This is a genomic window from Actinoallomurus iriomotensis (assembly GCF_030269445.1).
GTDB classification, from domain to species: domain Bacteria; phylum Actinomycetota; class Actinomycetes; order Streptosporangiales; family Streptosporangiaceae; genus Actinoallomurus; species Actinoallomurus iriomotensis.
Window position 1 is genome coordinate 458,652 of sequence record NZ_BSTJ01000007.1, and the last position, 26,076, is coordinate 484,727.

At 71.8% G+C, this 26,076-nt stretch carries 25 protein-coding genes; 16 read left to right on the forward strand and 9 right to left on the reverse strand.

The window, feature by feature from the left end:
* Positions 1-4: 4 nt before the first annotated feature.
* From QSK37_RS28910 to QSK37_RS28925, 4 genes are all read left to right on the forward strand, one after another.
* Positions 5-328: a YciI family protein gene (locus QSK37_RS28910; RefSeq protein ID WP_285627214.1), complete on the forward strand. Its 324-nt coding sequence runs from the start codon at positions 5-7 to the stop codon at positions 326-328.
* Positions 325-1,563 (forward strand): RNA polymerase sigma factor, encoded by a 1,239-nt coding sequence (locus QSK37_RS28915; RefSeq protein WP_285627217.1) that lies wholly within the window; start codon positions 325-327, stop codon positions 1,561-1,563. The genes QSK37_RS28910 and QSK37_RS28915 overlap by 4 nt, the downstream gene beginning before the upstream one ends.
* 76 nt (positions 1,564-1,639) lie before the next feature.
* Positions 1,640-1,978: an MmcQ/YjbR family DNA-binding protein gene (locus QSK37_RS28920; protein WP_285583555.1), complete on the forward strand. Its 339-nt coding sequence runs from the start codon at positions 1,640-1,642 to the stop codon at positions 1,976-1,978.
* A complete protein-coding gene (locus QSK37_RS28925) occupies positions 1,975-2,601 on the forward strand; it encodes a maleylpyruvate isomerase family mycothiol-dependent enzyme (protein WP_285627220.1) in 627 nt (208 codons plus the stop codon). The genes QSK37_RS28920 and QSK37_RS28925 overlap by 4 nt, the downstream gene beginning before the upstream one ends.
* 183 nt (positions 2,602-2,784) lie before the next feature.
* Here QSK37_RS28925 and QSK37_RS28930 read toward each other — a convergent pair whose 3' ends face one another.
* A complete protein-coding gene (locus QSK37_RS28930) occupies positions 2,785-3,387 on the reverse strand; it encodes a TetR/AcrR family transcriptional regulator (protein ID WP_285627223.1) in 603 nt (200 codons plus the stop codon).
* Positions 3,388-3,523: 136 nt separating this feature from the next.
* Between QSK37_RS28930 and QSK37_RS28935 the strand changes: the two genes are divergently transcribed.
* From QSK37_RS28935 to QSK37_RS28945, 3 genes are all read left to right on the forward strand, one after another.
* A complete protein-coding gene (locus QSK37_RS28935) occupies positions 3,524-4,459 on the forward strand; it encodes an SDR family NAD(P)-dependent oxidoreductase (protein ID WP_285627226.1) in 936 nt (311 codons plus the stop codon).
* A gap of 21 nt (positions 4,460-4,480) precedes the next feature.
* Complete coding sequence (locus QSK37_RS28940; protein ID WP_285627229.1) at positions 4,481-5,491, forward strand: DNA polymerase IV; 1,011 nt, start codon at positions 4,481-4,483, stop codon at positions 5,489-5,491.
* A 95-nt stretch (positions 5,492-5,586) separates the two neighbouring features.
* Complete coding sequence (locus QSK37_RS28945) at positions 5,587-6,633, forward strand: magnesium transporter CorA family protein (RefSeq protein ID WP_285627232.1); 1,047 nt, start codon at positions 5,587-5,589, stop codon at positions 6,631-6,633.
* Here the strand turns inward: QSK37_RS28945 and QSK37_RS28950 are convergent, their stop codons facing one another.
* The 4 genes from QSK37_RS28950 to QSK37_RS28965 form a co-directional block, all read right to left on the reverse strand.
* On the reverse strand, positions 6,634-7,455 hold the full coding sequence (locus tag QSK37_RS28950) for an FAD binding domain-containing protein (RefSeq protein ID WP_285627235.1): 822 nt from the start codon (positions 7,453-7,455) through the stop codon (positions 6,634-6,636).
* On the reverse strand, positions 7,452-7,919 hold the full coding sequence (locus tag QSK37_RS28955; RefSeq protein ID WP_490246505.1) for a (2Fe-2S)-binding protein: 468 nt from the start codon (positions 7,917-7,919) through the stop codon (positions 7,452-7,454). The genes QSK37_RS28950 and QSK37_RS28955 overlap by 4 nt, the downstream gene beginning before the upstream one ends.
* A gap of 2 nt (positions 7,920-7,921) precedes the next feature.
* Entirely contained in the window at positions 7,922-10,177 is a 2,256-nt protein-coding gene (locus tag QSK37_RS28960) for a xanthine dehydrogenase family protein molybdopterin-binding subunit (RefSeq protein ID WP_285627241.1), read from the reverse strand.
* 86 nt (positions 10,178-10,263) lie between these two features.
* Positions 10,264-10,893 carry a TetR/AcrR family transcriptional regulator gene (locus QSK37_RS28965; protein ID WP_285627243.1) on the reverse strand — a complete coding sequence of 210 codons (630 nt, stop codon included), beginning with the start codon at positions 10,891-10,893 and terminating at the stop codon, positions 10,264-10,266.
* A 106-nt stretch (positions 10,894-10,999) separates the two neighbouring features.
* On the opposite strand from QSK37_RS28965, the gene QSK37_RS28970 reads away from it, so the two are divergent.
* Genes QSK37_RS28970 through QSK37_RS28985 form a run of 4 tightly spaced genes read left to right on the forward strand, consistent with a single transcriptional unit; the run spans position 11,000 to position 13,619 of the window.
* Complete coding sequence (locus tag QSK37_RS28970; protein WP_285627246.1) at positions 11,000-12,022, forward strand: aldo/keto reductase; 1,023 nt, start codon at positions 11,000-11,002, stop codon at positions 12,020-12,022.
* Positions 12,023-12,072: 50 nt separating this feature from the next.
* Positions 12,073-12,387 (forward strand): hypothetical protein, encoded by a 315-nt coding sequence (locus QSK37_RS28975; RefSeq protein WP_285627249.1) that lies wholly within the window; start codon positions 12,073-12,075, stop codon positions 12,385-12,387.
* Positions 12,377-12,829, forward strand: a complete 453-nt coding sequence (locus QSK37_RS28980) for an acyl-CoA thioesterase (protein WP_285627252.1) — start codon at positions 12,377-12,379, stop codon at positions 12,827-12,829. Before QSK37_RS28975 ends, QSK37_RS28980 begins: the two co-directional genes overlap by 11 nt.
* A gap of 40 nt (positions 12,830-12,869) precedes the next feature.
* Positions 12,870-13,619: a glycine-rich domain-containing protein gene (locus QSK37_RS28985; protein WP_285627255.1), complete on the forward strand. Its 750-nt coding sequence runs from the start codon at positions 12,870-12,872 to the stop codon at positions 13,617-13,619.
* A gap of 425 nt (positions 13,620-14,044) precedes the next feature.
* Here QSK37_RS28985 and QSK37_RS28990 read toward each other — a convergent pair whose 3' ends face one another.
* On the reverse strand, positions 14,045-16,954 hold the full coding sequence (locus QSK37_RS28990; protein ID WP_285627257.1) for a CARDB domain-containing protein: 2,910 nt from the start codon (positions 16,952-16,954) through the stop codon (positions 14,045-14,047).
* Positions 16,955-17,195: 241 nt separating this feature from the next.
* Here QSK37_RS28990 and QSK37_RS28995 point away from each other — a divergent pair, with 241 nt between their 5' ends.
* Positions 17,196-17,951: an SDR family NAD(P)-dependent oxidoreductase gene (locus QSK37_RS28995; RefSeq protein WP_285627260.1), complete on the forward strand. Its 756-nt coding sequence runs from the start codon at positions 17,196-17,198 to the stop codon at positions 17,949-17,951.
* 9 nt (positions 17,952-17,960) lie between these two features.
* On the opposite strand, the gene QSK37_RS29000 is transcribed toward QSK37_RS28995, so the two are convergent.
* Positions 17,961-18,497: an EF-hand domain-containing protein gene (locus QSK37_RS29000; protein ID WP_285627263.1), complete on the reverse strand. Its 537-nt coding sequence runs from the start codon at positions 18,495-18,497 to the stop codon at positions 17,961-17,963.
* Between the two features lie 494 nt (positions 18,498-18,991).
* Here QSK37_RS29000 and QSK37_RS29005 point away from each other — a divergent pair, with 494 nt between their 5' ends.
* Complete coding sequence (locus tag QSK37_RS29005) at positions 18,992-19,933, forward strand: LysR family transcriptional regulator (RefSeq protein WP_285627266.1); 942 nt, start codon at positions 18,992-18,994, stop codon at positions 19,931-19,933.
* A gap of 18 nt (positions 19,934-19,951) precedes the next feature.
* Here the strand turns inward: QSK37_RS29005 and QSK37_RS29010 are convergent, their stop codons facing one another.
* Positions 19,952-20,740 (reverse strand): TetR/AcrR family transcriptional regulator, encoded by a 789-nt coding sequence (locus QSK37_RS29010; RefSeq protein ID WP_285627269.1) that lies wholly within the window; start codon positions 20,738-20,740, stop codon positions 19,952-19,954.
* Positions 20,741-20,837: 97 nt separating this feature from the next.
* On the opposite strand from QSK37_RS29010, the gene QSK37_RS29015 reads away from it, so the two are divergent.
* Both QSK37_RS29015 and QSK37_RS29020 read left to right on the forward strand, forming a co-directional pair.
* On the forward strand, positions 20,838-21,824 hold the full coding sequence (locus tag QSK37_RS29015; RefSeq protein WP_285627272.1) for an ATP-binding cassette domain-containing protein: 987 nt from the start codon (positions 20,838-20,840) through the stop codon (positions 21,822-21,824).
* On the forward strand, positions 21,821-22,660 hold the full coding sequence (locus QSK37_RS29020; RefSeq protein WP_285627274.1) for an ABC transporter permease: 840 nt from the start codon (positions 21,821-21,823) through the stop codon (positions 22,658-22,660). The genes QSK37_RS29015 and QSK37_RS29020 overlap by 4 nt, the downstream gene beginning before the upstream one ends.
* Positions 22,661-22,706: 46 nt before the next feature.
* On the opposite strand, the gene QSK37_RS29025 is transcribed toward QSK37_RS29020, so the two are convergent.
* Positions 22,707-24,689, reverse strand: a complete 1,983-nt coding sequence (locus QSK37_RS29025) for an ABC transporter ATP-binding protein (RefSeq protein ID WP_349497999.1) — start codon at positions 24,687-24,689, stop codon at positions 22,707-22,709.
* Between the two features lie 161 nt (positions 24,690-24,850).
* Between QSK37_RS29025 and QSK37_RS29030 the strand changes: the two genes are divergently transcribed.
* Positions 24,851-26,041 carry an RNA-guided endonuclease InsQ/TnpB family protein gene (locus tag QSK37_RS29030; RefSeq protein ID WP_285627277.1) on the forward strand — a complete coding sequence of 397 codons (1,191 nt, stop codon included), beginning with the start codon at positions 24,851-24,853 and terminating at the stop codon, positions 26,039-26,041.
* Positions 26,042-26,076: the final 35 nt, after the last annotated feature.

Sequence of the window (26,076 nt, forward strand, 5' to 3'; positions counted from 1 at the left end):
TCCGGTGAAGTACCTGTTGTTGATCTGCGGTGACGAGTCCGCCGCCGAGCACGCCGACGACGGCTGCGGCGGCTGGAGCGAGGAGATGCTGCGCCGGGGGGTCGTACGCGACGGGGCCGGGCTGCGGCCGCCGTCCGAGGCCAAAACCGTACGCGTGCGCGACGACACCGTGCTGCTGTCCGACGGGCCGTTCGCCGAGACGAAGGAGCAGATCGGCGGGTTCTGCCTGATCGACTGCGCCGACCTGGACGAGGCGCTGGAGATCGCCGCCCGGCATCCGGCCGCGGCCTACGGCACCATCGAGGTCCGGCCCGTCCGGCAGCCGTGACGACCGAGGTCGAGGCCGCCGTCGACCGGGCCTTCCGCGACGAGTGGGGCCGGGTCGTCGCGACCCTGATCCGGGTCACCGGCGACTGGGACCTCGCCGAAGAGTGCGCGCAGGACGCCTTCGCGCAAGCCCTGCGGCACTGGCCGCGCGACGGGATCCCGCGCCGGCCCGGCGCGTGGCTGACCACGGCCGCGCGCAACCGCGCCGTCGACCGGCTGCGCCGCGAGGCGGTCGGCGCCGCCAAGCTGCGAGAGGTCGCCGCCCTGTCCCCGGCCGAACCCGGCGAGGACGCCGACGACGGCGGCGTGCCCGATGACCGGCTGCGCCTGATGTTCACCTGCTGTCATCCCGCGCTGGCGCCCGAGGCGCGCGTCGCGCTCACCCTGCGCACCCTCGCCGGACTGACGACCGCCGAGATCGCCCGCGCGTTCCTCGTCGGCGAGGCGACGATGGCCAAGCGGCTCGTACGCGCCCGGCGGAAGATCCGCCACGCCGGCATCCCGTACCGGGTGCCTCCCGCACACCTGCTGCCCGAACGCCTCCACGCCGTCCTGGCCGTGCTGTACCTGCTGTTCAACGAGGGTTACTCCGCGACGGCCGGCGCCGACCTGACGCGTCCCGACCTCGGCGCCGAGGCGATCCGGCTGGCCCGCGTCCTGGCCACGCTGATGCCGGACGAGCCGGAGGCCGCCGGCCTGCTCGCCCTCATGCTGCTGCACGACGCCCGCCGCGCCGCCCGGCTCGACGCCGCCGGCGACCTGGTGACCCTGGAGGACCAGGACCGCCGCCGCTGGGACGCCGCCGGGATCGAAGAGGGCGTGGCCCTGCTCGACGGCGCGCTCGGGCGCGGGGCGCCGGGCCGCTACCAGGTACAGGCCGCCATCGCCGCCTGCCACGCCACCGCCGCCGGCCCGGCCGACACCGACTGGCCCCAGATCGCCGCCCTGTACGGGCGGCTCGCCCGGTTCGTGCCCACCCCGGTGGTGGAGCTGAACCGCGCGGTGGCGGTCGGCATGGCCCACGGGCCGGAAGCGGGACTGGCGCTGGTGGACCGGCTCGACGAGTCCGGCGCCCTGGCCGGTTACCACCTGCTGCCCGCGACCCGCGCCGACCTGCTCCGCCGGCTCGGCCGTACACACGAGGCCGCGGCGGCCTACCGCGCGGCGCTGGAACTGACCACCACCGACACCGAGCGGCGCTACCTCGGCCGCCGGCTCACCGAGATTCTGGCCTGAGGGTGTCCTCCCGCGTCCGGGCCGTTCGTCGGTGGGGTGAACCGGAAGACCATGACGACGAACGGAGGAGACGGCAATGGCCGACCTCGACGATCTGCGCCGCCTGGCGCTCGCCCTCCCCGAGACGGAGGAGGGGACCCACTTTCGGCTGGTGGACTTCAAGGTGCGCCGCAAGGGCTTCGCCGGAATGCTGCCGAACGGCCACGCGGGCCTGTCCGTGCCGGCCGAGCAGGTGCCTGCACTGGTCGCCGAACACCCGGTGCTCACCGAGCTGCGGCGCTTCGACAAGGTCATCGGTGTCGAGCTGGACCTGGGCGAGGCGGACGTGGACCTGCTCGGCCGGCTGGTCGAACTCGCCTGGCGCACCCGCGCCCCCAAGCGCGTGGTGGCGGCGTGGGAGGCCGGGAACCGATGAGCGAGATCCGGGAGCAGATCGCGGAGGAGCGCCGTGAGCTGGCCGCCGTGCTCGCGGGCCTCCCCGCCGACGCGTGGGACGCCGACTCCCTGTGCGCGGGCTGGCGGGTGCGCGAGGTCGTGGCGCACATGACGATGGCGTTCCGCTACTCGGCCCCGAAGGTGATCTTCGGGCTCGTACGCGCGAGGGGCGGCTTCGACCGGATGCTGGACCGCGCCGCCCGCCGCGACACGGCCGCGCTGTCGGCCGGAGAGCTGACCGCCGTGCTGCGGGACAACGCCGAACACCCGTGGAAGCCACCGCGCGGCGGGTACGGGGCGGCACTCACCCATGACGTCGTCCACGGGCTGGACGTCACGGTGCCGCTGGGCCTCGACCGGAAGGTCCCGGAGGAGCGCCTGCGCCTCGTCCTGGACGGCCTGGCGAGCGAAAGGGGCCTGAAGTGGTTCGGCGTCGACCTGAACGGCGTCGAACTGCGCGCGGACGACATCGACTGGTCATACGGGGCGGGCGAACCCGTCACCGGCGCCGCACAGGACCTGGCGGTGCTCCTGTGCGGACGGCGCCTGCCCCCGGACCGCCTGACGGGCGCACCCGCCGCGCGCTTCACCCGCCAGGGCTGACGCGCTACAGGAGCTGGTCGCGCTCCTTGTGCGGGCGGCGGCCGCCGGCGCGCCGGCCATGCCAGGGCTGGCGCGGTACGTGCCGGAGCCGGTCCAGGGCTTGGTCGTGCTCTTGTGCGGGCGGCGGCCGTCCCGGGCCGCCTGGCGCGCCGGCCGTGTGCCTCGCCCGTCAGGGGTGAGGCGCTACGTGCCGGGTTCGGCGGCCGTGCCCCGCGCGCCGTAGCGGAGGCCGTCCATCAGCAGGTCGAGTATCCGGCCGGCCTGCTCGCGCTGAGTGGGCTCGGCGGCCATCAGGGAGACGCCGCCGAGACTCGCCACGAGGTCGGCCGCGTCGACGTCGGGCCGTACCCGGCCGGCGTCGACGCCGGCGCGCGTCAGCGTCGTGACGGCCTCCGTCAGGCGGGCCTTGCTCTCGGAGAACGGGTTGCCGCCGGAGGCGATGACGGCGCGCAGGGCGTCGGCCATGCCGCGCTTGGTGGTCATGTAGTCGACGAAGCGGTCCATCCAGGTGCGCAGCGCCTCGTCGGGAGGCAGGCTCTCCAGCAGCTCCGACGTGGCGTCGCACAGGCGCGCGAGCTCCTTGCGATAGGTGGCCTCCACGAGAGCCTCGCGGGTGGGGAAGTGCCGGTACAGCGTGCCGATGCCGACGCCGGCGTCCTTGGCGATCGCGTCGAGGGTGACCTCCGCCCCGCCGGCCTGGGAGAAGGCGCGGGCGGCGGCGTCGAGGAGACGATCGCGGTTGCGTTGGGCGTCGGCGCGCAGCGGTCGGGGGCCGGTGGGTGGCACGGCTCCTCCTCGGGTGGCGCGAGACTTGTAAATGGAGGATCCTCCGCTTAAAGTGGCAGTCATTCGGAGGTTCCTCCGGTTCACATCCTACCGGCCGGACCTGCGCACCGCAGGACCCCGGGGAGACGGAAAAATCATGGCAACACGTATCACCACGCCCTTCGGCTTCGCCTCCACGGCCGCCGAGGTGCTGGACGGCGTGGACCTCACCGGACGCCGCGCCATCGTCACCGGCGGCGCGTCCGGCATCGGCGTGGAGACCGCGCGGGCACTGGCCGGCGCGGGCGCGGAGGTCACGATCGCGGTCCGGAGGCGCGAGGCCGGAGAGCGCACCGCCGAGGACATCATCGCGACCACCGGCAACAAGCAGGTCCTGGTCGCCGACCTCGACCTCGCCGACCAGGCCTCCGTGCGGCGCTTCACCGCCGACTGGGAGGGCCCGCTGCACATCCTCGTGAACAACGCCGGCGTCATGGCCGCGCCGGAGACCCGCACGCCGGAGGGCTGGGAGCTGCAGTTCGCCACCAACCACCTCGGCCACTTCGCCCTGACCACCGGCCTGCACGAAGCGCTCGCCGCCGCCGGGGGCGCGCGGGTCGTGTCCGTCAGCTCCAGCGCGCACCTGCGGTCCGCGGTCGTGTTCGACGACATCCACTTCCGCGAGCGCCCGTACGAGCCCTGGTCCGCGTACGGCCAGTCCAAGACGGCCAACGTCCTGTTCGCGGTGGAGGCGACCCGGCGCTGGGCCGGGGACGGCATCGCCGTCAACTCCCTGATGCCGGGCGGGATCCGCACCAACCTGCAGCGTCACGTCACCGACGAGGAGCTCGACCGGCTCCGCGCGGCGGTGGGCGGCGGCGGCCCGAAGTGGAAGACCCCCGAGCAGGGCGCCGCGACGTCCGTCCTGGTCGCGGCCTCTCCGCTGCTCGACGGGGTGAGCGGGCGCTACTTCGAGGACTGCGATGAGGCCGAGCCCCACCGGCCCGGCACCCGCTCCGGCGTCGCGGCCCACGCCCTGGACCCCGAGGCGGCCGAGCGCCTGTGGCAGGTCAGTGTCGACACTCTCGGGTGAAGATGGAGTGTGGCCCCGTGGGTGTTGCACGTCGACCTCGACCAGTTCCTGGTCGCGGTGGAGGTGCTGCGCCACCCGGAGCTGCGCGGCCTCCCGGTCGTCGTCGGCGGCGACGGCGACCCGGCCAAGCGTGGTGTGGTCAGCACGGCCTCCTATGAGGCGCGGGAGTTCGGCGTGCACTCCGGGCTGCCCCTCCGTACGGCCGCGCGGCGGTGTCCCGGCGCGGTGTTCCTGCCGGTCGACCGGCCCGTGTACGAGGCGGCGTCCGCCGAGGTGATGGCGGTCCTGCGGGCGTACGACGCGGTCGTCGAGGTGCTCGGCTGGGACGAGGCGTTCCTGGCCGTCGACACCGGCGACCCGGAGGCCGACGCTCGCGAGATCCGCCGCCGCGTCCACGCGGCGACCGGCCTCGACTGCAGCGTCGGGATCGGGGAGAACAAGCTCCAGGCCAAGGTCGCCACCGGCTTCGGCAAGCCCGGCGGGATCTTCCGGCTGACCGGCGCCACGTGGCTCGACGTGCTCGGCGACCGGCCGGCCGACGCGCTGTGGGGGATCGGGCGCAAGACCGCCCGGCGGCTCGCCGCGCTGGGCATCGGCACCGTACGGGGGCTCGCCGAGACCGAGCCGGACGCGCTGGCCGCCCGGTTCGGCCCGGCGACCGGTCCGTGGCTGGTCCGGATCGCGCGGGGCGAGCACTCCTCGCCGGTGAGCGCCGCGCCGCACGTCCCGCACTCGCGCGGCCGGGAGACCACCTACCAGCGCGATCTCGACGACTGGACCGAGGTGCGCGCGGAGGTGGCACGGCTCGCGCGGCGCGTCGCCGAGGAGGTCGCCGCCGACGGGCGCCGGGCCGTCCGGGTCGTGGTGAAAGTGCGGTACGCGCCGTTCACGACCCGGACGCACGGCCGGACGCCGGCCATGCCGACCGCCGAGACGGACGCGGTCGAGCGGGCCGCGCTCGCCGCCCTCGACGCCTTCACCCCGGACCGGCCGGTGCGCCTGCTCGGCGTACGAGCCGAACTGGAGCGGTGAACCGGACGCCACACCGACCCGTCCTACTGCACACCGGAACATGCTTGGCATGATCGGACACGGGGCACGGCGGGGGTCGAAGGAGCGTGAGGCGGATGCGTGTTCGCCTGGTCACCGCGGACGGGGTCGAGGATCGCCGCGCCGAGGAGCTGCCGGCGCTGGTCCACGGCGAGGAGGGGCTGGTCTGGGTCGACATCCCGGCATGCGACGAGGACGCCGCCCACGCGCTGTCGGAGGTGTTCGGCTTCCATCCGCTGGCGGTGCGTGAGTGCGTCGAGCGCAACCGGGTGCCGAAGATGCACGCCTACTCCGATCACGTCTTCGTCGTCCTGCACACGCCCGAGCGCGGCGAGCGCGGCCACGTGCACTACGTCGAGCTCGACCAGTTCGTCGGCCGGAACTATCTGGTCACCGTGCACGGCCCGGTCAACCCGGCGGTGCCCCCGGAGGCGGCCCTGCGGGAGACCGGCACCGTGCTGCGGCGGATACGGGCGGGCCGCCTGCGCCCGTCCTCCTCGTGGGAGCTGTCGCACGCGATCGTCTCGGCCATGATCCGCACCCAGGAGGAGTTCGTCGAGACCGTCACCAAGGACGTCTGGCGGCTCGAACAGCGGGTCACGGGCGGACAGGTCGGCGACCCCGAGGAGTTCCTCAACGAGCTGTTCCGCGCCCGCCACGGCCTGCTCGCCGTACGGACCATGGGCGCGCTCGGCGCCGCGACGTACGGCCGGATGCAGGCCCTCACCGGGATCTCACCGGCCGGGCGCCCGCTGGTGGCCGACGCGGCCGACCGGCTCGCCCGCGTGCGCGACCTGGCCGAGGGCGAGCAGGAGTACCTCCACGGCGTGATCGAGTTCTACCGGACCGTGCTCACCATCAAGTCGACGCTCATCGGCCAGGCGCAGAACGAGGAGGTCAAGCGCCTGACCGAGGCCAGCTTCGCGCAGAACGAGGACCTCAAGAAGATCTCCGCCTGGGCGGCGATCTTTTTCGCCCCCACGTTCGTCGGCACGGTGTACGGGATGAACTTCGAGCACATGCCGGAGCGGCACTGGGTGGCGGGCTATCCGTTCGCCCTCGCCCTGATGCTGCTCGGCTCGATCGTGGCGTACGTGCTGTTCAAGCGCCGCGACTGGCTCTGATCAGCCCGCCCGTCCGGCCGCCTCCTCCAGGCCGCGGCGGACCAGTACGCGGGCCAGGTGCTTGCGGTACTCCGGGCTCGCGTTGCGGTCGGCGAACGGCGAGGTGCCCTCGGCCGCCCGGGCCGCCGCGTCCGTGATCGAGGCGCCGTCGGCCAGCGCCCGCTCCGTCGCGGTCGCCCGCAGCGGCGTCGAGCCCATGTTGACCAGCCCGACCGACGACCCCTGGACCGCGACCGCCACGATGGCCCAGTCGATGGCCCGGCTCGTCAGCTTCTGGAACGACCAGCCCGGCGACGCGGGACGGGGCAGGCGGATCTCGGTGAGCAGCTCGTCGGGCTCCAGAACCGTCTCGAACGGCCCCAGGAAGAACTCGCTCGACGGGATCTCCCGTACGCCCGACGGGCCGGACACGACCAGCGTGCCGTCCAGCGCCAGGACGACGGCGGGCACGTCCGAGGCGGACTCACCGTGCGCGATCGAGCCGCCGATGGTGCCGCGGTGCCGTACCTGCGGGTCGCCGACCTTGCCCGAGGCGTGCGCGAGCAGCGGCAGCTCCGCCGCGAGCAGCTCGGAGTGCTCCAGGTCGTGGTACCGGGTGAGCGCGCCGACCGCGATGTGGTCGGCCTCGCCGCGGATGTAGGACAGCTCGTGGACGCGGCCGATGTCGATGAGGAACTCCGGCTGTGCGAGGCGCAGCTTCATCAGCGGCAGCAGCGAGTGCCCGCCCGCGAGGATCTTGGCCTCGTCGCCGTACTCGGCGAGGAGGCTCACCGCCTCTTCCGCCGAGCCCGCGCGCCGGTAGGCGAACTTCGGGGGGATCATCGCGCACCCTCCGCGCTCTCGGCGGCCGACATGATCGCCTGGACGATGTTGTGGTAGCCGGTGCACCGGCACAGGTTGCCCTTGAGGGCGGCCCGTACCTCCTCCTCGGTCGGGTGCGGGTTCTCGCGCAGCAGCGACGTCGCGGCCATCACCATGCCGGGGGTGCAGAATCCGCACTGGAGGGCGTGGTGCTCCCGGAAGGCGCTCTGCATCGGGTCGAGCTCGCCGTTCTCGCCGGCCAGGCCTTCGAGGGTCTGTACCTCGTCGCCGTCGACCTGCGCCGCGAGCACGGTGCACGACTTGACCGACTCGCCGTTGACGAGCACGGTGCACGCCCCGCAGGTGCTCGTGTCGCAGCCGACGTTGGTCGCGGTGAGGCCGACCACGTCCCGCAGGTGGTGGACCAGCAGCGTGCGGTCCTCCACCTCGTGGCTGGTCTTCTCGCCGTTGACAGTGATCGTCACGTTCACTGGGCGGTCCTCGCTTCGTTGATCGCGGTCCAGACGCGTTCGGGTGAGGCGGGCATGTCGATGTGCCGTACCCCGAGGTGGCCGAGCGCGTCCACGACGGCGCTCTGCACGGCGGGGGTGGAGCCGATGGTCCCGGCCTCGCCGATGCCCTTCACGCCCAGCGGGTTCACCGACGTGGGCGTCTCCATCGGCACCAGCTCGAAGCTCGGCAGCTCGGCGGCGCTGATGAAGGTGTAGTCCAGCAGGGTGGCGGTCACCGGGTTGCCGTACTCGTCGTAGGAGACCTCCTCGAACAGGGCCTGCGCGGCGCCCTGGGCGATGCCCCCGTGGCGCTGGCCCTCGGCGAGGATCGGGTTGACCACCGGCCCGGCGTCGTCGACGGACACGTGCCGTACGAGCCGCGGCCGGCCGGTCTCCATGTCGACCTCGACGACCGCGACGTGCGCGCCGAACGGGAACGTCGACTGGTCCGTGGCGAACGTCGTGTCGGCGGACAGCCCCTCCGGCCCGGCGCGCTCGGCGAGCTGCGCCCAGGGCACGCCCCGGCCCGGCACGCCGCGTACCGTCCACGTGCCGCTCTCCAGGTCCAGCACGAGGTCGGCCGGGTCGGCCTCCATCTCCTCGGCGGCCAGCTCGCGCGCCCGCTCCTTGATCTCCACGGCCGCGTTCCGTACGGCGGTGCCGCCGATCTGCAGGGACCGGGATCCGAAGGTGCCGACGCCTTCGGTCAGCACGTCCGTGTCGCCGTGCCGTACGGTGATGCGGTCCATCGGGATGCCGAGCTCGTCCTGGACGAGCATCGCCCACGCGGTCGCGTGGCCCTGCCCGTGCGGCGAGCTGCCGGTCCAGACGGTGACCGTGCCGTCGGGGTGCACCGAGACCCGGGCGGTCTCGCCGGCGTCCGGGCCGCCTCCGGTGATCTCCACGTAGGCCGAGACGCCGATGCCGAGCTGGATCGGGTCGTCGCGCTCGCGGCGCCGCCGCTGCTCGGCGCGCAGCTCGTCGTAGCCCGCGGCCTCCAGCACGGTGTCCAGCGCCTTGGCGTACTCGCCGGTGTCGTAGGTCGCCCCGGTCGGCGTGGTGAACGGGAACTTGTCGGGCGCGACGAAGTTGCGGCGGCGTACCTCGGCGGCGTCCATGCCGATCTCGGCGGCGAACAGGTCCATCGCCCGCTCGATCGCGGCGGTCGCCTCCGGGCGGCCGGCCCCGCGGTACGCGCCGATCGGCGTCGTGTTGGTCACGACGCTGCGGAACGCCGTCTCGACGCGCGGCAGGTCGTACACGCCGCTGGCCATGAGCATCGTCAGGTGCGGCAGCATGCCGCCCATGCGGACGTACCCGCCACAGTCCTGGACGATGTCGAGCCGGTAGGCCTGGACGCGGCCGTCGCGGCTGCCGCCGATCGTGATGGTGTGGAGCTGGGCGCGGCCCTGCGACATGGCCATGAGGTTCTCGTTGCGCGTCTCGACCCAGCGGACCGGCCGGCCGGTGCGGCGCGCGGCCCAGCCGACCACGACCGTCTCCCGGTCGGCGCCGATCTTGGCGCCGAAGCCGCCGCCGACATCAGGGGCGATCACGCGGACCGCCTTCTTGTCGAGGCCGAGCTTCCCGGTCAGCTCGTCCCTGACCCCGTGTACGTTCTGCGTGCTGGACCAGAGCGTCAGCCGGTCGTCGGCCCAGCGGGCGGCGGCCGCGCGGACCTCCAGCGGAGCCGCGGCCACGCGCTGGTTGACGATGGTGCGCTCGACGACGACCTCGCAGTCGGCGAAGGCCTCGTCGTCGAACTCCTTGGCGCCTCCCCGGCTGAGGACGTTCGTGCCCTTGTCGGGGAAGAGCAGGGTCTCGTCGGTGAGCGCCTGCTGGACGCCGACGACGGCGGGCAGCTCGTCGTAGTCGACGCTGACCAGCTCGGCGGCGTCCTCACCCTGGTAGTGCTCTTCGGTGAGGACGATCGCGACCGGCTCGCCGACGAAGCGCACGACGTCCTTGGCGAGCAGCGGCTCCCGGCCGGGCGGCGACTCCGGGATGTCGTCGAGGTCGTCCGCGGTCAGCACGGCGACCACGCCGGGTTCGTCGAGTGCCGCGGAGACGTCGATGCCGGTGATCCGCGCGTGGGCCATCGGACTGCGCACGAAGGTCGCGTACGCGGCGCCCTGGAGTTCGGGCAGCCGGAGATCTTCGAGATACTGCGCGCCGGTGGTGAGCAGGCGCGGATCCTCGGTTCGCACGACGCGGGTGCCGACAATGCTCATAACCCCTCCGAGGTCAAGGGCAGGATTGACCACATCCTATGAATCGCGACATCGGGCACGAAAACGGGTGTGGTACGTCCTAACGATCATTCCACTGGCCGGGGCGGCGCGGCCACCGTTCCACGCCGTTCGGCGGTTCGGCGCAGTCCGTCGACGAGGACGGCGACCATGCGCTGGTTGTAGTCGAGCCCCTCGCCGCGTACCGGCTGGCACAGGAGGGCGACGGCGTGCAGGAGGTCCTTCGCGCTGACGTCGGCGCGGACCTCGCCGGTCGCGGCCGCCGCGTCGAGCAGCGCCCCGAGGACGGGTTCGAGCCGCCGCATGAAGTAGCCGGGCAGGGCGTCGAACGCCGGATCGCCCGAGTGCAGGGCCGACGCGAGCCCTCGTTTGGTTCCGACGAACTCGGTGTACCGGTGGAGCCACTTCATGAGTGCCGTGCCCGGCTCGTGCGCGGCGCTCAGCGCCGGGCCCGCCTCGGCGCAGACGTCGATCCCGCGCTGGAGCACGGCCGCGACCAGGTCCGAGCGCTGCGGAAAGTGGCGGTACAGCGTGCCGACGCCGACGCCGGCCAGATCGGTGATCTCCTTCGCGGGGGCGTCCACTCCCGAGGTGGCGAACACGGTCTTCGCCGCTTCGAGCAGGGAGTCGACGTTGCGCTGCGCGTCGGCGCGCAGCCGGCGCGGCGTGCGTCCGGCCGACGGGGTGTTCTCGGTCACCACACTCCTCTGGTTGCATAACCGGAAAGCCTTTCCGTATAGTTCCGGAAGGGCTTTCCACTTAGGTCGAGGATAGGGCATCGGCCGTCATCTCAGGAGTGATCGCATGCAGTACCGCACCCTCGGCCGGACCGGGATCAAGGTCAGTCCGTACGCGCTCGGCACACTGATGTTCGCCACGTCCGTCGGCAACCCCGATCCCGACGACTCGGCCCGCGTCATCCACAAGGCGCTGGACGCGGGGATCAACTTCATCGACACCGCCGACGCCTACGGCGACTCCGAGGAGGTCGTGGGCAAGGCGCTCAAGGGGCGCCGGGACAACGTCGTCCTCGCGACCAAGGTGAGCCGCCCGATGGGCGACGATCCCAATCGGCAGGGCGCCTCACGGCGCTGGATCATGAAGGCGGTCGAGGACTCGCTGCGCCGCCTCCAGACCGACCACATCGACCTGTACCAGATCCACCGGCCGGACCCCGCGACCGACATCGAGGAGACGCTGTCGGCGCTCTCCGACCTGATCCACAGCGGAAAGGTCCGCGCGATCGGGACGTCCGGAATGCCGGCATCGGACCTGGTCGAGGCGCAGTGGGTCGCCGAGCGGCGCGGACTGGAACGGTTCCACACCGAACAACCGCCGTACTCGATTCTCAGCCGCGGCATCGAGCGCGAGGTGTTGCCGACCGTGCGGCGCCACGGGATGGGGGTGCTGGTGTGGGGGCCGCTCGGGCAGGGAATGCTGACCGGCCGCGTCCGCAGGGGCCGGCCGAACGACCTGCGCCGCGCGGGCCTGGTCAAGCACCTGAACGACGAGCGCCGCATCGACGTCGCCGAGCGGCTCGCCTCCCTCGCCGACGAGGCGGGCATGCGCCTGACCCACCTGGCGACGGCGTTCGCCATCGCGCACCCCGACGTGACCAGCGCGATCATCGGACCGCGCACGATGGACCACCTCGACGACCTTCTCGGCGGCCTCGACGTCGCCCTCACCGACGAGATCCTCGACCGGATCGACGAGATCGTCCCGCCCGGCACCGATGTCGGCACGCTCGACCAGGCCTACCTGCCCCCCGCCCTGCGGGATTCGGCCCTCCGTCGCCGGCCGGTCAGTGCGCGCAGCGCCGCTTAGCCTCCTTCATCGCTATGGCGATCGCTACCGATCGCTTATGCTATTCGGCCATGGAGCCGACTCAGGTCGCCGCCGCGCTGCGGCAGATCAGCAAGGGTCTGACCGCGCTGGCGGACGCGCTCGACGGCGGCACGGGGGAGCGGTCCGAAGAGGAGCGCCACCGTGACCTCATGGTCGCCTGGGGCCGGCGTGGTCTGACCCGCGCCGAGGCCAGCGACCTCTTCCGCCGGCACGGCTTCTCCCCCCAGGCGGCCGGGGGCTGGGTCCGCGGCGACTGGCTGGAGGTCCGCGACGACGGGCTCCGCTACCTGACCAGCCGATCGGTGCGGTGGCTCGCCGAACAGGAGCCCGGCCATGAGCTCTGACCCCTTCTCCGTACGCCTCGACGTGCGGCTCTACGACCTCGACGCGCAGTTGCACGTGAACGGCGCGGTCTACCACCAGTACGCCGACCACGCACGGTTCGCCTGCGTCCAGGCGGCCGGGGTCTCGGTGGACGAACTGATCGCCGACGGCATGGGCCCGGTCAACCTCGAAACCGTCATCCACTACCGGGCCGAGCTGCGCGGCGGCGACACGGTCGACGTCTCCTGCGCCTGGGCCTGGCGGCCGGGCCGGACGTACGAGGTGCGGCACGTCCTGCGCCGGATCGACGGGACGGTCGCCGCGGAGCTGAAGCACGTGAGCGGCCTGCTCGACCTGCGGACGCGACGCCTTGTCCGGGACCCGGCCGCGGAGTGGCGCCGGCGCGCCGTACGCCCGGAGTTGCTGGGTCTCGCCGTCCCGAGTGATGGTTATTCTGTGTAGTCATTCCGGCACCATAGGTAACCATCACATGGGAGAGTGCATGCACACCCACACACCGCAGCCCGGTCGTCGCACGGGCAACCTCTTCTGCCGCGTCCGAGGAGGCGTCGTGGGCGTCGCGGCGGCGGCCGGGGTACTGCTGGCGACGGCCGGGACCGTTCCCGCCTACGCCCAGACCCAAAGGGTTTACGCCGCGCCGGGCACGAACACCTTCACCGTGCCCACCGGTGTGTCCCGGATCAGGGTCGTCCTGACCGGTGCTGGGGGAGGCGGCAGCATGGGGACCGGCAACACCGTCTACCTGTCCGGCGGCAGTGGCGGGGGCGGGGGCGCCACCTCGTTCTGCACCCTGGCCGTCCAGCCCGGTGACCAGATGACCATCACCGTCGGCGCCGGCGGTGCCGCACCGAACGGCGACGGTCTCGCCGGGACGGCCTCCTCCGTCGCCTACGCCGGCGCCGGCGGCGCCAGCGCCGACGCCGGCGGCGGCGGCGCCAGCGCCGACGCCGGCGGCGGCGGCCATACCGGCCCCGGCGGTCACGACAACGCCGGCGGCGCGGGAGGTATGAACGCCACCTGGTGCGCCGGCGACGACGCCGGTCAGAACTTCGGCCAGGCCGGCACGGCCGGAGTCAAAGACACGGGAGGCCCCGGAGGCGCGCCCGGCGCCGGGGTCTCCAGCGCCTGCCCCGCCGGTGTCGGCCGAGGCGGAAACGGCGCCGACTCGGCTCCTGCCCCCTACCGGCGCGGCTTCCCCGGCGCGAACGGCTGCGTCGTCCTCACTTACTGACACCCCAAGACAGCGCGGCGGCTCCACCGCCCCCGCCACAGCGGGGGCGGTGGAGCGCTCACTCCAGCCGTGGAGCGTTCAATCTCCGAGCTCAGGTGGTACCACAGTGAAGATCCCGGCCGTGGGCGCCTCAGCGGCTGGCCCGTCCGCGGCCATCGGCCTCCTCGCCGTCCCCGCTGCCCAGGCGCGAGCGGTGCCCCTGACGCCGGTGGCCCGGACGGCCGCGCTCCCCACAGCCGTCCGACTCCTGACCGGCGAACTCCAGGCGGACTTAACGCCAAGCAGGTCACCGAAACCACCAGAGCCCGCCCAGACAACCGCTGCTCCACCGACCAGCACGTCTACGGCTTCCAATAGCCCGCCGTACGCGCCTGGACGGCGCGTGGCCCCGGCGCCTGGAAGGCGCCGGGGCCGTCCGCCTCCCCTTATTGGACGTTGATCGTGAACGTCGACGTCGTGTTCCGGATGTCGATGGCGTTGTCGCTCAGCTTGAGGTTGTTGAACGTCGCCGAGCCGACCGCCGGGCCCTGGCCGGACTCGGGCAGTTCGTTCGCCCAGATCCCGAAGCCGGACTTGGCGTCGTACGCGTCGCCGCTCTTGTGCGCGCCGCTGATCGTGATGTTGGTCAGCACGGTGTCGGTGACCGGGTTCAGCGGCCGCCCTCCGCTGTAGTCGGTCTGGAACATGATCCCCGAGTACGTCGGATCGATGATGTCGACGTCACTGACCCGGATCGCGCGGAACTGCTTCGAGGCCGAGAACATCCAGATCCCCGGGAAGGTCTGCGCGCCCCAGAAGTGGCCGCCCGCCCGCACGATGGAGATGTTGCCGAAGTTCGTCGGGTCCGGTCCGAAGTCCTCCATCGGGTAGCCGAAGTCGAGCGAGCTGATGGTGATGCCGGAGTAGGTCAGCGTGTCGGCGATGTAGACGTTCTTGACGGTGTTGTCCTGCCCGCCGTACACGGCGACGCCGGCCGCGCGCCACGGCAGGATCGCGGTGAGGTTCTGGTAGGTGTTGTTCTTCTCCCCGGTGCCGCCGGAGTCGGTCGCGGCGAACAGCGCGAAGCTGTCGTCGCCGGTCGAGCGGGCCTCGTCGTTGGACACCAGGTTGTCCGAGCTGCCGTTCGTCATGTTGACGCCGTCGGCGAAGGTGTCGCGGATGCGGTCGTTCGTGATCGTCATGTGGTCGGTGTTGTTGCCCCAGTACATGCAGACCATGTGCTCGACCCAGATGTTGTCGATCGTGTCGTTCGCGACGTTCTGCAGGTCGAACACCTTGCCCGGCCCGTCGATGCGCGAGGTGTAGTTGCCGAAGTAGGCGAACCCGGAGAACGTCGAGCCGTTCGCCGACGAGTCGGCCCGGATGCCGACGTCGGTGTTCTCCTGGCCGGTCGGCGCCTGGAACTGCGTGTACCAGGGGCCCGCGCCCACCATCTTGATCGCCTTGCCGTACACCTGGAGCTTGCTCGACGTCTGGTACGTGCCGGCGGGCAGGTAGACGCCGACGAGGCTCGGGTCCTGGCGGGCCTTGTCCAGGGCGTTCTGCACGTCCTGCTGGGTGAACCCGGCGGGCACCGTGTACTTGCCCGGGTCGGGGTTGGCGATGGGGGAGACCTGCTCGGTGTCGATGAAGTCGATCGAGTAGTACGCGGCCGTGTTGGCCGCGTCCTTCTGCAATCTGATCCTGCTGCCGGCCGGGACCGTGGTGCCGAGCATCGCGTGCGCCTCGTCATAGATGTGCCGGGGCGTCGAGCTCGGCGCGTTGTTCGGGCTGGTCTCGTCGCCGTACAGCCAGGCGAAGTGGGAGGTCAGGTCGATCGCCTTGAGGAAGGTGCCGTTGACGTAGACGTCCAGGGTGGAGTTGATCCCGCCGCCGCCGGAGGCGTCCGGCATGGCGAACCGCGTGACCAGGGTGTTGGTGGACGCCTTGGTGGTGAACTCCACGCTGGCGCCGGTGCTCGCCAGCTTGACCGCCCGGCGGCCCGAGGCCTCACCGGCGAGGTCGCCGATGGTCCGGTTCGGGCCGACGATCGTCGCGCCGCCCGCCAGGACGCCGTCCTCGGCCTCGTAGGCGTCATAGGGCATGTTCGCGCCGCGGCCGACGAAGAACGGCGTCGTGCTGGTGTTGTTGGCCTGCTTGACCGGCAGTTCGTTCGGGTCGTTCGCGAGGACGGTCTTGACGGTGTACTTGCCGTTGACGGCCGTCCACGAGCCCAGGGTGACCGGTGCGGCGGTGGCGCCCGCGGCGATCGTCCAGCTGACCGAGCCGGTGAACGTCCTGACCACGGAGTTGTTCGCGTCGAGCAGCGACAGCGTGATCCCGTGCGAACCCGAGCCCGAGGCGACGGTGCCCTGGTTCTTGACGGTCACGCTGAACGACACGTTGTTTCCGCTCGCCGGGTTGCCCGGCGTCCAGCTGACCGACGAGGCGACCAGGTCGGAGCTGGCGACGGGCGAGACGACCAGCGAGGCCGGGTTCGTGTACGTGTTGTTGTTCTCGTTCAGCTCCAGCACGGTGTCGGACTCGTCGACCTTGCCGACGAGCTGGTACGTCCCGGCGGTCCGCGTGCCGACCGAGGCGGACACCGAGGCCGAGGCGCCCGCGGCGATCGCGGGGACCGACGCGGTGCCGGCCTTCTGCCCGGACAGGTAGAAGTTGACGTTCGTCGCGTCGGAGGCGGCGGTGCCGATGTTCTTCACGGTGGCCTTGAGCGTGACCGTGTCGGTCTCCACGGGAGAGGACGGGGTCCACGACATGTCGCCGATCGTCAGGTCGGGCGCCGGGGCCGGGGAGCCCATGACCTGGAGCTCGCCGACCTGCCCGCCGGGCGCGCCGGAGTTGCTCGTGAACGCCAGCTGCACGTCGGCGACCGTGGCGGAGACGGGGATCGTCACGGTGTTCGCCCCGTTGTTCGGGTCGAAGGAGTAGCTCTTGGCGCCGACGAGGATGGTGTAGCCGCCGGAGTGCGTCGCCCGGCCGAGTACCGCGATCGTCTGCGTACGGGCGGCCCAGATCGGGTCGGGGTTGAGCTTGATCACGACGGAGCTGATGACGGCCTTGGCGCCGAGGTTGACGCTCAGGGTGGCCGGGTACGCGCCGGAGGCGCTCTCCCAGTAGGTGCCGACGTTGTTGTCGTTGGCGTTCGTCTCGACGAAGTCGTACACGTGCGAGGAGGCGGTGATCGGCTTTCCGGCGGCGAGGTCGGTGTCGGCGGCCGGACGGGGCGAGGAGGGCACGGGGGACGCGGCGGCGGGGGACGCCAGTCCCAGGGCGGCGAACAGGCTGATCACGGCGGTGGCGGCGATCAGCCGCAGGCGGGTGTGGTGGGGTCTCATTGCGCCTCTCGTCTGCGACAGCGCCGACCGCGCACGGTCGGCGCTCTGGAGGGGGCACGTGCCTGGGGGAGGCATGTGGGACGCATCACAGAGATTAGATTCGCCGACAAGACAACGCAAGAGGCTGACTTTTGATTGCAAAAAGTCGATGGACGGTCTCGGTCGTCCGGCGGCTGGCCGGGCTCCCGTCCGCTGCTCCAGACTCTTGGTCGTCGGACGGTGTGAGAGAGAGGCGGGGCGGATGCCGGAGCGGGTGGCGTTGGTGACGGGTGCGTCGAGGGGCATCGGGGCGGCGACCGCGCGGCGGCTCGCGCGGGACGGGATGGCGGTGGCGATCAACTCCCACCCGGAGGAGCGGATGGTCGCCACGGCCGACCGGGTCGCCGCCGGGATTCGCGACGACGGCGGCACGGCCGCGGTGTACGTCGCGGACATCGCCGAGGCCGGCGCGGTGGACGCGATGTTCGGCCGCTGCGAGGAGGAGCTGGGCCGGGTCGGCGTGCTGGTGACGAACGCGGCGGTGACCCGGCGCACGGAGTGGACCGATCTCACCGAGGCCGACTGGGACCGGATCCTCGGGGTCAACCTCACCGGCGCGTGGCTGTGCGCGCGGCGCGCCTTCGGCGAATCGCCGGCCGAGGGCGGCGCGATCGTCACGGTCAGCAGCGTCCTCGCCCGGATCGGCGCGGCGGACTCGGTCCCGTACGCCACCACGAAGGCGGGCCTGCTGGGCTTCACCCGCTCGATGGCCCGCGCCCTCGGGCCGGCGGGCGTACGGGTCAACTCCGTGATGCCGGGCGCGATCCGGACCGAGGAGGAGCTGGAGGCCTACCCGGACCAGGAGGCGATGGAGCGGCAGGCCCTGTCGCGTCAGGCGCTCCAGCGCCGGGGCCTGGCCGAGGACATCGCGAACGTGGTGAGCTTCCTCGCCGGCCCGGACAGCGCCTTCATGACCGGTCAGACCGTGTGTGTGGACGGAGGCTGGGTCCTGCACTGAGGACGGGCACTAGCCCACCGGGAGTTCGAAGCGCCCGAACAGCCACGTGCCGGGTGCCGCGGGGTCGTCGCCGGCCCAGAAGGCGGTCCACAGCCGGACGAACTCCTCGCGTGACAGGTGGCCGTCGCCGTCGAGGTCGAGCAGGGGGAAGACCTCGTCGGTGTCGGTCGGGCGGCCGCTCCATGCCTCGATCAGCCGGTTGTACTCCCAGGCGGAGATGCGCCCGTCGCCGTCCTCGTCGACGGCCACGAACATCGCCTCGGCGGTGTCGGTGACCGCTCCGGGCATGCCGCCGAGCCGGTCGACGACCAGCAGGACCTCATCGAGGGTGATCTTGCCGTCCCGGTCGGCGTCGGAGGCGGCCAGCAACGTGTCCCACCAGCCCATCATGATCGAGGTCAGCCGGACGCTGCCGCTCGTCCCCCGGATGGCGATCCAGCGTGCGGTCAGGGCCGCGAAGTCGGCCTCCTGGAGTAAGCCGTCGCCGTCGGCGTCCATCGCCTCGAACACCCCGGCGATCTTCTTCCTCTGGAACTCACTCGCCATGTGATCGGTCCTTCCGGTACGTCTGATGTGCAGGTGAAAGCGCAGCTTCATGGTGGTGACAGGCGTTCGCTGCTTCAATCGCCCGGAAGCGTTACCTTCTTCTCCGTCGGTAACTGAACCATCACCCAAAGTGTGAGGTCGATTCCGAGACATCCCGTATGCGGGGAATGTGGCCTATAGGAAAGATGAGGCGCTCACCGCCGCCACCGGTGCGGCGGAAGACCCTGGCCGGCGAGCGTGGGGACGCGGGCGCCGATGGGGGAAGTGACCAGGGCTGGGCGGTGACGGCGGTGAGCGTACCGGCGGCGGGCCGGGGACCCGCCGCGCCGACGGCGAAACGCATGGCCCAGGGATGCCGAGGGGCCCGGTGCCGGGGAAAACGTGTTCGCGGTCACGCTTCCGGTATAACGCCGCGTGGCCGAAGGAGCGGACGAAGTTCACGAAAGTTGAATCGCCCTCAGGCGCCGGACGGCCGGTCACGTACGGTGAGAACCGTGGAACTACGGCAACTCGCGTCGTTCCTGGCGGTCGTCGAGGAGGGCCAGTTCGCCCGCGCCGCCGCCCGGCTGTTCCTGTCGCCGCCCGCGGTGACGGGCCACATCCAGCGGCTCGAACGCGAGTTGGGCGTGCAGCTCCTCGAACGCTCGCCGATCGCGCTGACCCCGGCGGGCGAGCGCCTCGTGCCCCACGCCCGTACGATGCTCGCCGCGGCGAACGCCGCCACCGACGCCGTCACCGATCTGCGCACCGACGACGATCTCCCGCTGCGCGTCGGCGTGATGGCTCCCGGCTCGGCCGAGCTGACGCCCGTGATCCTGAGGGCCTTCCGCAGGGCGCAGCCCACCATCCCGCTGATCGTCGAGAGCCTCGCCTTCGCCGAGCACACCACCGCGCTGACCGAGCACCGGGTCGACCTGGCGTTCGTCCGCCCGCGGCCCGACGACGAGCGCCTCAACGTGGACGTGCTCACCACCGAGCCCCGGGTGCTGATCCTGCCCACGGCCGGCCCGGTCGGCGACGCGGAGGCGCTGCGTCTGAGCGACGTGCTCGACCTGGCCTTCGTCGGGCTGCCCGAGGGCGTGCCCCGGGTGTTCACCGACTACCTGTACTTCGCCTCGGCGCGCAACGGCATGTCGCCACGGTGCGGCGTCGACGAGGCGGCGACCATCCAGGACGTGCTCACCAGTGCTTCGGCCGGGCGGGCGATCGGGGCCGCGCTGTACTCCTTCTCCCGCCTCTATCGCTGGCCCGGCATCAGGTTCGTCCCGGTGATCGACGCGCCTTGGGCGCAGAGCGTGCTGGCCAGCCGGAGGGACGACATCCGCCCGCAGGTACGGGCCTTCCGCGCGTTGGCCACCACGCTGGCCCGCGACCTGGGCCCCGGCCTCGCGTCCGCCTCGGAGGCGGCCGGGCCGCTCATCCTTTCCGAGCCGTGACCGGGGCCGGCGACGGGTTCATCCGGACTCGTCGGAGCGGGCCTGGATGAGGGCCTGGAGGCCGTCGAGGATCAGTCGGAGGCCCAGTTCGAACGCGCGCGCCGGGTCGTGCGCGGACCCGTACTCGGCCCCGGCGGCGGCGCCGACGCGTGTGGCCGTGGGGAAGCGGGTGACGTCGAGCACCTTCTCCAGGAGCGGGGCGCGGGCCTGCCACCACTCTTCGTCGGTCAGGTCGGTGCGCCGCTGCGCCTGCGCGGACTCGACCGCGCCTCGTACCGCGCCGTGGACGTAGTCGGACAGCACGCTGACCACCAGGTCCATCTCGATGTCGGAGAGGCCGAGGCCGTCGACGGCGCGTAGCTCGCGGTCGTACCTGGCCGTCTCGTTGGGGCCGAGCACCGGGCGGCTGGTGGCGACCTGGAGGAGCCAGGGGTGGCGGAGGTACCGCGCCCGGTTGTCCCGCGCGATCGCCTGGAGCCGGGCCCGCCAGTCGCCGTCCTCGGGCGCGGCCGGCGTCGTGGTCTCGCCGTAGACCCGGTCCAGCATGACGTCGATCAGCTCGGCCTTGCCCGGCACGTAGGTGTAGAGGGACATGGCGGTGACGCCGAGGCGTTCGGCGACGCGTCGCATCGACAGGGCGGCCAGCCCCTCGGTGTCGGCGATCTCGATCGCGGCCCGCACGATGCCGTCCACGGTCAGCCGTGGCTTGGGGCCGGGTCTGCCGGGTCTGTCGTCGCGCCCCTCGGCGCCCCAGAGGAGCTCGAGGCTGCGCTTCGGGTCGCCCGCGGCGCTGTACTCCGTCGTCACCCCGCCATTGTCCTTGCGTCAGCAGGCCGGCTTGAACTCTCTACGGCGTAAGGTAATCTGTGCGTCCAACTTTATACGGCGTAGAGAGATGGGGCTCATGAGCTTGACCGACTACGCGGTCGTCGCCGAGGGGCTGCGCAAACGCTTCCGCGGCACGACCGCGCTCGACGGGTTCGACCTGGCCGTACGGGCGGGCACGGTGCACGGCCTGCTCGGCCGCAACGGCGCGGGCAAGACCACGGCCGTGCGGGTGCTGACCACGCTGCTGCGGTCCGACGGCGGGCGGGCCGAGGTGGCCGGGTACGACGTGGGGCGCCAGGCCGACCGGGTGCGCGCCCGGATCGGGCTGGTGGGGCAGCACACGGCCGTGGACGAGGCGCTCAGCGGGCGGCAGAACCTGACGATGTTCGGCCGCCTCTACCACCTCGGGGCGAGGGCGGCCGCGCGGCGGGCGGACGAGCTGCTGGAGCGGTTCGGGCTGGCCGACACCGGGCGGAAGGCCGTCAAGGACTATTCGGGCGGGATGCGCCGTCGCCTCGACCTGGCCGCCGGGCTGATCGTCGCGCCGCCCGTGCTGTTCCTGGACGAGCCGACCACCGGCCTGGACCCGCACAGTCGCAACGAGGTCTGGGCGGCCGTGCGCTCACTGGTCGCCGACGGCACGACCACGGTGCTGCTCACCACGCAGTACCTGGAGGAGGCCGACCAGCTCGCGCACGGCATCTCGGTGATCGACTCCGGGCGGGTGATCGCCGAGGGCGACCCGGAACGGCTGAAGGCCGCCCTCGGCGGCGATCGGCTCGACGTCGTGGTGCGCGACGTCGCCGACCTGCCCGCGACGGCGGCCGTCGTCGGCCGGGCGCTCGGCGCGCGACCGGAGACCCACGAGGACACCCGTCGGGTCAGCGTGCCCGTGCGCCCGCCCGCCGACCGCGTCGCCGCCCTGGCCGAGGCCGCCCGCGCGCTCCGGGACGAGGGCGTCGTGGCCGAGGACATCGCGCTGCGCCGCCCCACCCTGGACGAGGTGTTCCTGCACCTGACCGCGGCGCCGGGCGACCGCGTCGACGCGGAGGCGAGCCGATGACCCCCACCACGCCGGCCCCGGCGCTTCCGCGCGGGCCGCTCGACCGGATGCGGTGGGCGGTCGCGGACGGCTGGACCGTCACCCGCCGCGACCTCACGCACTGGGCCCGCCGGCCCGGCGCCGTCATCGCCGGCAGCGTGCTGTTCCCGATCATGATCGTGCTGATGTTCGGGTACCTGTTCGGCGGCGCGATGAGGACGCCCGGGGACGGGCGGTACCTCGAATTCCTGATGCCGGGCATGTTCGCGATGACCATGGTGTTCGGCATCGGGGCCACGCTGGTCTCGGTCAGCACCGACGCGGCCCGGGGCGTCACGGACCGGTTCCGCTCCATGCCGATGGCGCCGTCGGCCGTGGTCGTCGGCCGCGCCGCCGCCGACATGCTCAACTCCGCTCTCGCGCTGGCCGCCATGATCGCGTGCGGGCTGGCGGTCGGCTGGCGGGCCCGCGGCGGCCTGGGCGACGCGCTGCTCGCGGTCGGCCTGCTCCTGCTGCTGCGGTTCGCGTTCGTGTGGGTGGGCGTCTACCTCGGCCTGACGTTCCACCGCAACCCCGAGGCGGTCACGGCGGTGCGCACGCTGGAGTTCCCGATCGGCTTCCTGGCCAACGCGTTCGTCTCCCCGGCGACGATGCCCGGCTGGCTGGGCGCCATCGCCGAATGGAACCCGCTGTCCGCCACGATCTCGGCCACCAGGCGGCTGTTCGGCAACCCCGGCTGGGGCGGCGACTCGTGGATCGTCCACCACGCGCTGCCCATGGCGGTCGCGTGGCCGCTGCTGATCGTGGCGATCTTCTTCCCGCTGTCGGTGCGGAGCTTCCGGCGGCTGCGCCGCTGATACGGAGAGAGGGCGGTTTCGAAACGTCGAAACCGCCCTCTCGTTACTAGTCGACCTCGACGACGGCCTGCGCGAACTGCGCCGTGTACAGGCGGGCGTAGGCCCCTTCCGCCTTGAGCAGCTCGTCGTGGGTGCCCTGCTCGACGATGCTCCCCGACTCCATGACGAGGATCAGATCCGCGTCCCGGATCGTGGACAGCCGGTGGGCGATGACGAAGCTGGTGCGGCCCTCCCGCAGGGAGTTCATCGCCCGTTGGATGAGGACCTCGGTGCGCGTGTCGACCGAGCTCGTCGCCTCGTCCAGGATCAGGATCGACGGCCGGGCGAGGAACGCGCGGGCGATGGTGATCAGCTGCTTCTCGCCCGTGCTGACGTTGGCGCCCTCGTCGTCGATGACCGTGTCGTAGCCGTCCGGCAGCGTACGGACGAACCGGTCGACGTGGGTGGCGCGTGCCGCCTCCACGATCTGCTCCTGGGTCGCGCCGGCCGCGCCGTACGCGATGTTCTCCGCGATCGTGCCGCCGAACAGCCAGGCGTCCTGCAACACCATGCCCGTACGGGCGCGCAGGTCCTCGCGGGTCATCTCGGCGACGTCGACGCCGTCGAGGGTGATCCGGCCGCCGGTGACCTCGTAGAAGCGCATCAGGAGGTTCACCAGCGTGGTCTTGCCGGCCCCGGTCGGGCCGACGATCGCGACCGTCTGCCCCGGCTCGACCGTCAGGGACAGGTCCTCGATCAGCGGGATCTCCGGGTCGTAGCTGAACGAGACGTGCTCGAACGCCACCCGTCCGCGTACGTCCTGCGGGCGTACCGGCGTCACCGGGTCCGGTTCCTGCTCGTCGGCGTCCAGCAGCGCGAACACCCGCTCGGCCGAGGCCACCCCCGACTGGAGCAGGTTCGCCATGCTGGCCACCTGCGTGATCGGCTGGGTGAACTGCCGGGAGTACTGGATGAACGCCTGCACCTCGCCCAGCGACAGCGACCCCGAGGCCACCCGCAGCCCGCCGACGACGGCGACGAGCACGTAGTTGAGGTTGCCGATGAACATCATCGCCGGCTGGATCATGCCGGAGATGAACTGGGCGCGGAAGCTGGCGGCGTACAGGGTCTCGTTGTGCCGCTCGAAGGTCTCCCGCGACTCCTTCTGCCGCCCGAAGACCTTGACCAGCGCGTGCCCGGTGAACATCTCCTCGATGTGCCCGTTGAGCCGGCCGGTCGTCGCCCACTGCTTGACGAACTGCGGCTGGGCCTTCTTGCCGATCCGCGCCGCCACGAAGACCGACACCGGCACGGTCACCAGCGCGATCAGCGCCAGCAGCGGCGAGATGACGATCATCAGGGTGAGCACGCCGACGATGGTGAGCAGCGAGGTCAGGATCTGGCTGAGCGTCTGCTGCAGCGTCTGCTGGAGGTTGTCGATGTCGTTGGTGACGCGGCTGAGCACCTCTCCGTGCGGCTGCCGGTCGAAGTAGCCCAGCGGCAGCCGGGCCAGCTTCGTCTCGGCCTCCTCGCGCAGCCGGTACATCGACCGCTGCACGATCGTCGTGGTGAGCCGGCCCTGCAGCAGCCCGAACACCGCGGCGACCACGTAGAGGGCCAGCACGACCAGCAGCACCGTGCCGACCTTGCCGAAGTCGATGCCGTGACCCGGCACGAAGTCCATCGAGTTGAGCATGTCCGCGAGGGTCGTCTGGCCGCTCGCGCGCAGGTGCGCGACCATCTGGGCCTTGGTGAGCCCGGCCGGCGCCTGACGGCCGACCACTCCGGCGAAGATCAGGTCGGTGGCCCGGCCGAGGATGCGCGGACCGATCACGGTGGTGGTGACGCTGGCGACGGCCAGCAGCAGCGTGACGATGATGAGCGGCCGCTCGGGCCGCAGCATGCGCAGCAGACGCCGGCTCGATCCCCGGAAGTCCAGGGACTTCTCGACCGACCGCCCGGCCATGAACGCGGCCGGTCCACGGGCCGTACCGGGTGCCGGTCCCGGCCCGCGACCCGGTACGGGACGTTCCCCAGCGGGGCGACTCACAGGGCCTCCTTCACCGTACGAGTAACCGGGGACGCTGTGTCGTTGATTCGCTCGCTCCGCTCGCTCATCGGTTGTGCGGCGTGGAGATCCCCGGTCTTCATGCCGGGGAGGAAACGCCGCTCCCTCCTCAGAATGTCGGTGGTGGTGGTTAGCGTGCTGGCATGCGGTTCCGGCTTGCGCCCACGCCCGCCCAAGAGGCGGCTTTGCTGGAGCACTGTGCGCATGCCCGGTATGTGTGGAATCTCGCGGTGGAGCAGCATCAACACTGGTCGCCGGGGCGGGCGAGCGCGCCGGGGTATGTCGAGCAGTCCCGCCAGTTGACCGAGGCCAGGAAAGAGTTCGAGTGGCTGGCGGCGGGTTCGCAGACGGTGCAGCAGCAGGCGTTGCGTGACTTCGCCCAGGCCATGGCGAATTTCTTCGCCGGCACGCATCGGCGTCCGAGGTGGCGTAAGGCGGGCGTGCATGAAGGATTTCGGATCGTCGGGCAGCGCGGCAACCACTGGGACACGCGCCGTCTGTCCCGCAAGGTGGGCGAGGTCCGGGTCCCCAAGGTCGGCTGGGTACGGTTCCGCTGGTCCCGCGAACTCCCCGGCGATGTGAAGTCGTTCCGGGTGAACCGGGACCAGGCGGGGCGCTGGCATGTGGCGTTCGCGGTGATCCCGCCGCCGATCGAGGGCCCCGGTACGGGTGAGATCGTCGGTGTCGATCGTGGCGTGACCGTGTCGGCCGCACTGTCGACCGGAGAGCTGTTGTCGGTGCCTGGCCTGCGTGAGACCGAGACCAGGCGCCTGCTGCGGCTGCAGCGTAGGCTGGCGCGGGCGCAGCGGGGGTCGAACCGGCGTAAGCGGATCAAAACCGCGATCGGCCGGATCAAGGCCCGCCAGGCCGACCGGCGCAGGGACTGGGCGGAGCAGACCTCCACCGGTCTGGCCCGCCGTTACGACCTCGTCCGCATCGAGGACCTGAAAATCAAGAACATGGTCCGCTCCGCACGCGGCACGCTCGAAACGCCGGGGAAGAACGTGCGGGCCAAAGCCGGACTCAACCGGGCCATCCATTCGGCCGGCTGGGGCCGATTGGTGACCCGGCTGGAGGACAAGGCTCCGGGCCGGGTGGAGAAGGTCGACCCCGCGTACACGTCCCAGACCTGTCATGCGTGCGGGCACTGCGTTGCGGACAACCGTGAGAGCCAAGCGGTCTTTCGCTGTCGCGCCTGCGGACATGCCGATCACGCGGATGTGAACGCGGCCAAGAACATCGCGGCAGGACGTGCCGTGACTGCGCGGGGAGCCCTCCAGCCGTTGGGCGGGGCTGCGAACCGCGAACCTCAACCTGTGCTCTCCTTCGGGTAGGAACCGGGTTGGAATCCCCCGTCTTTGGAAGGGGG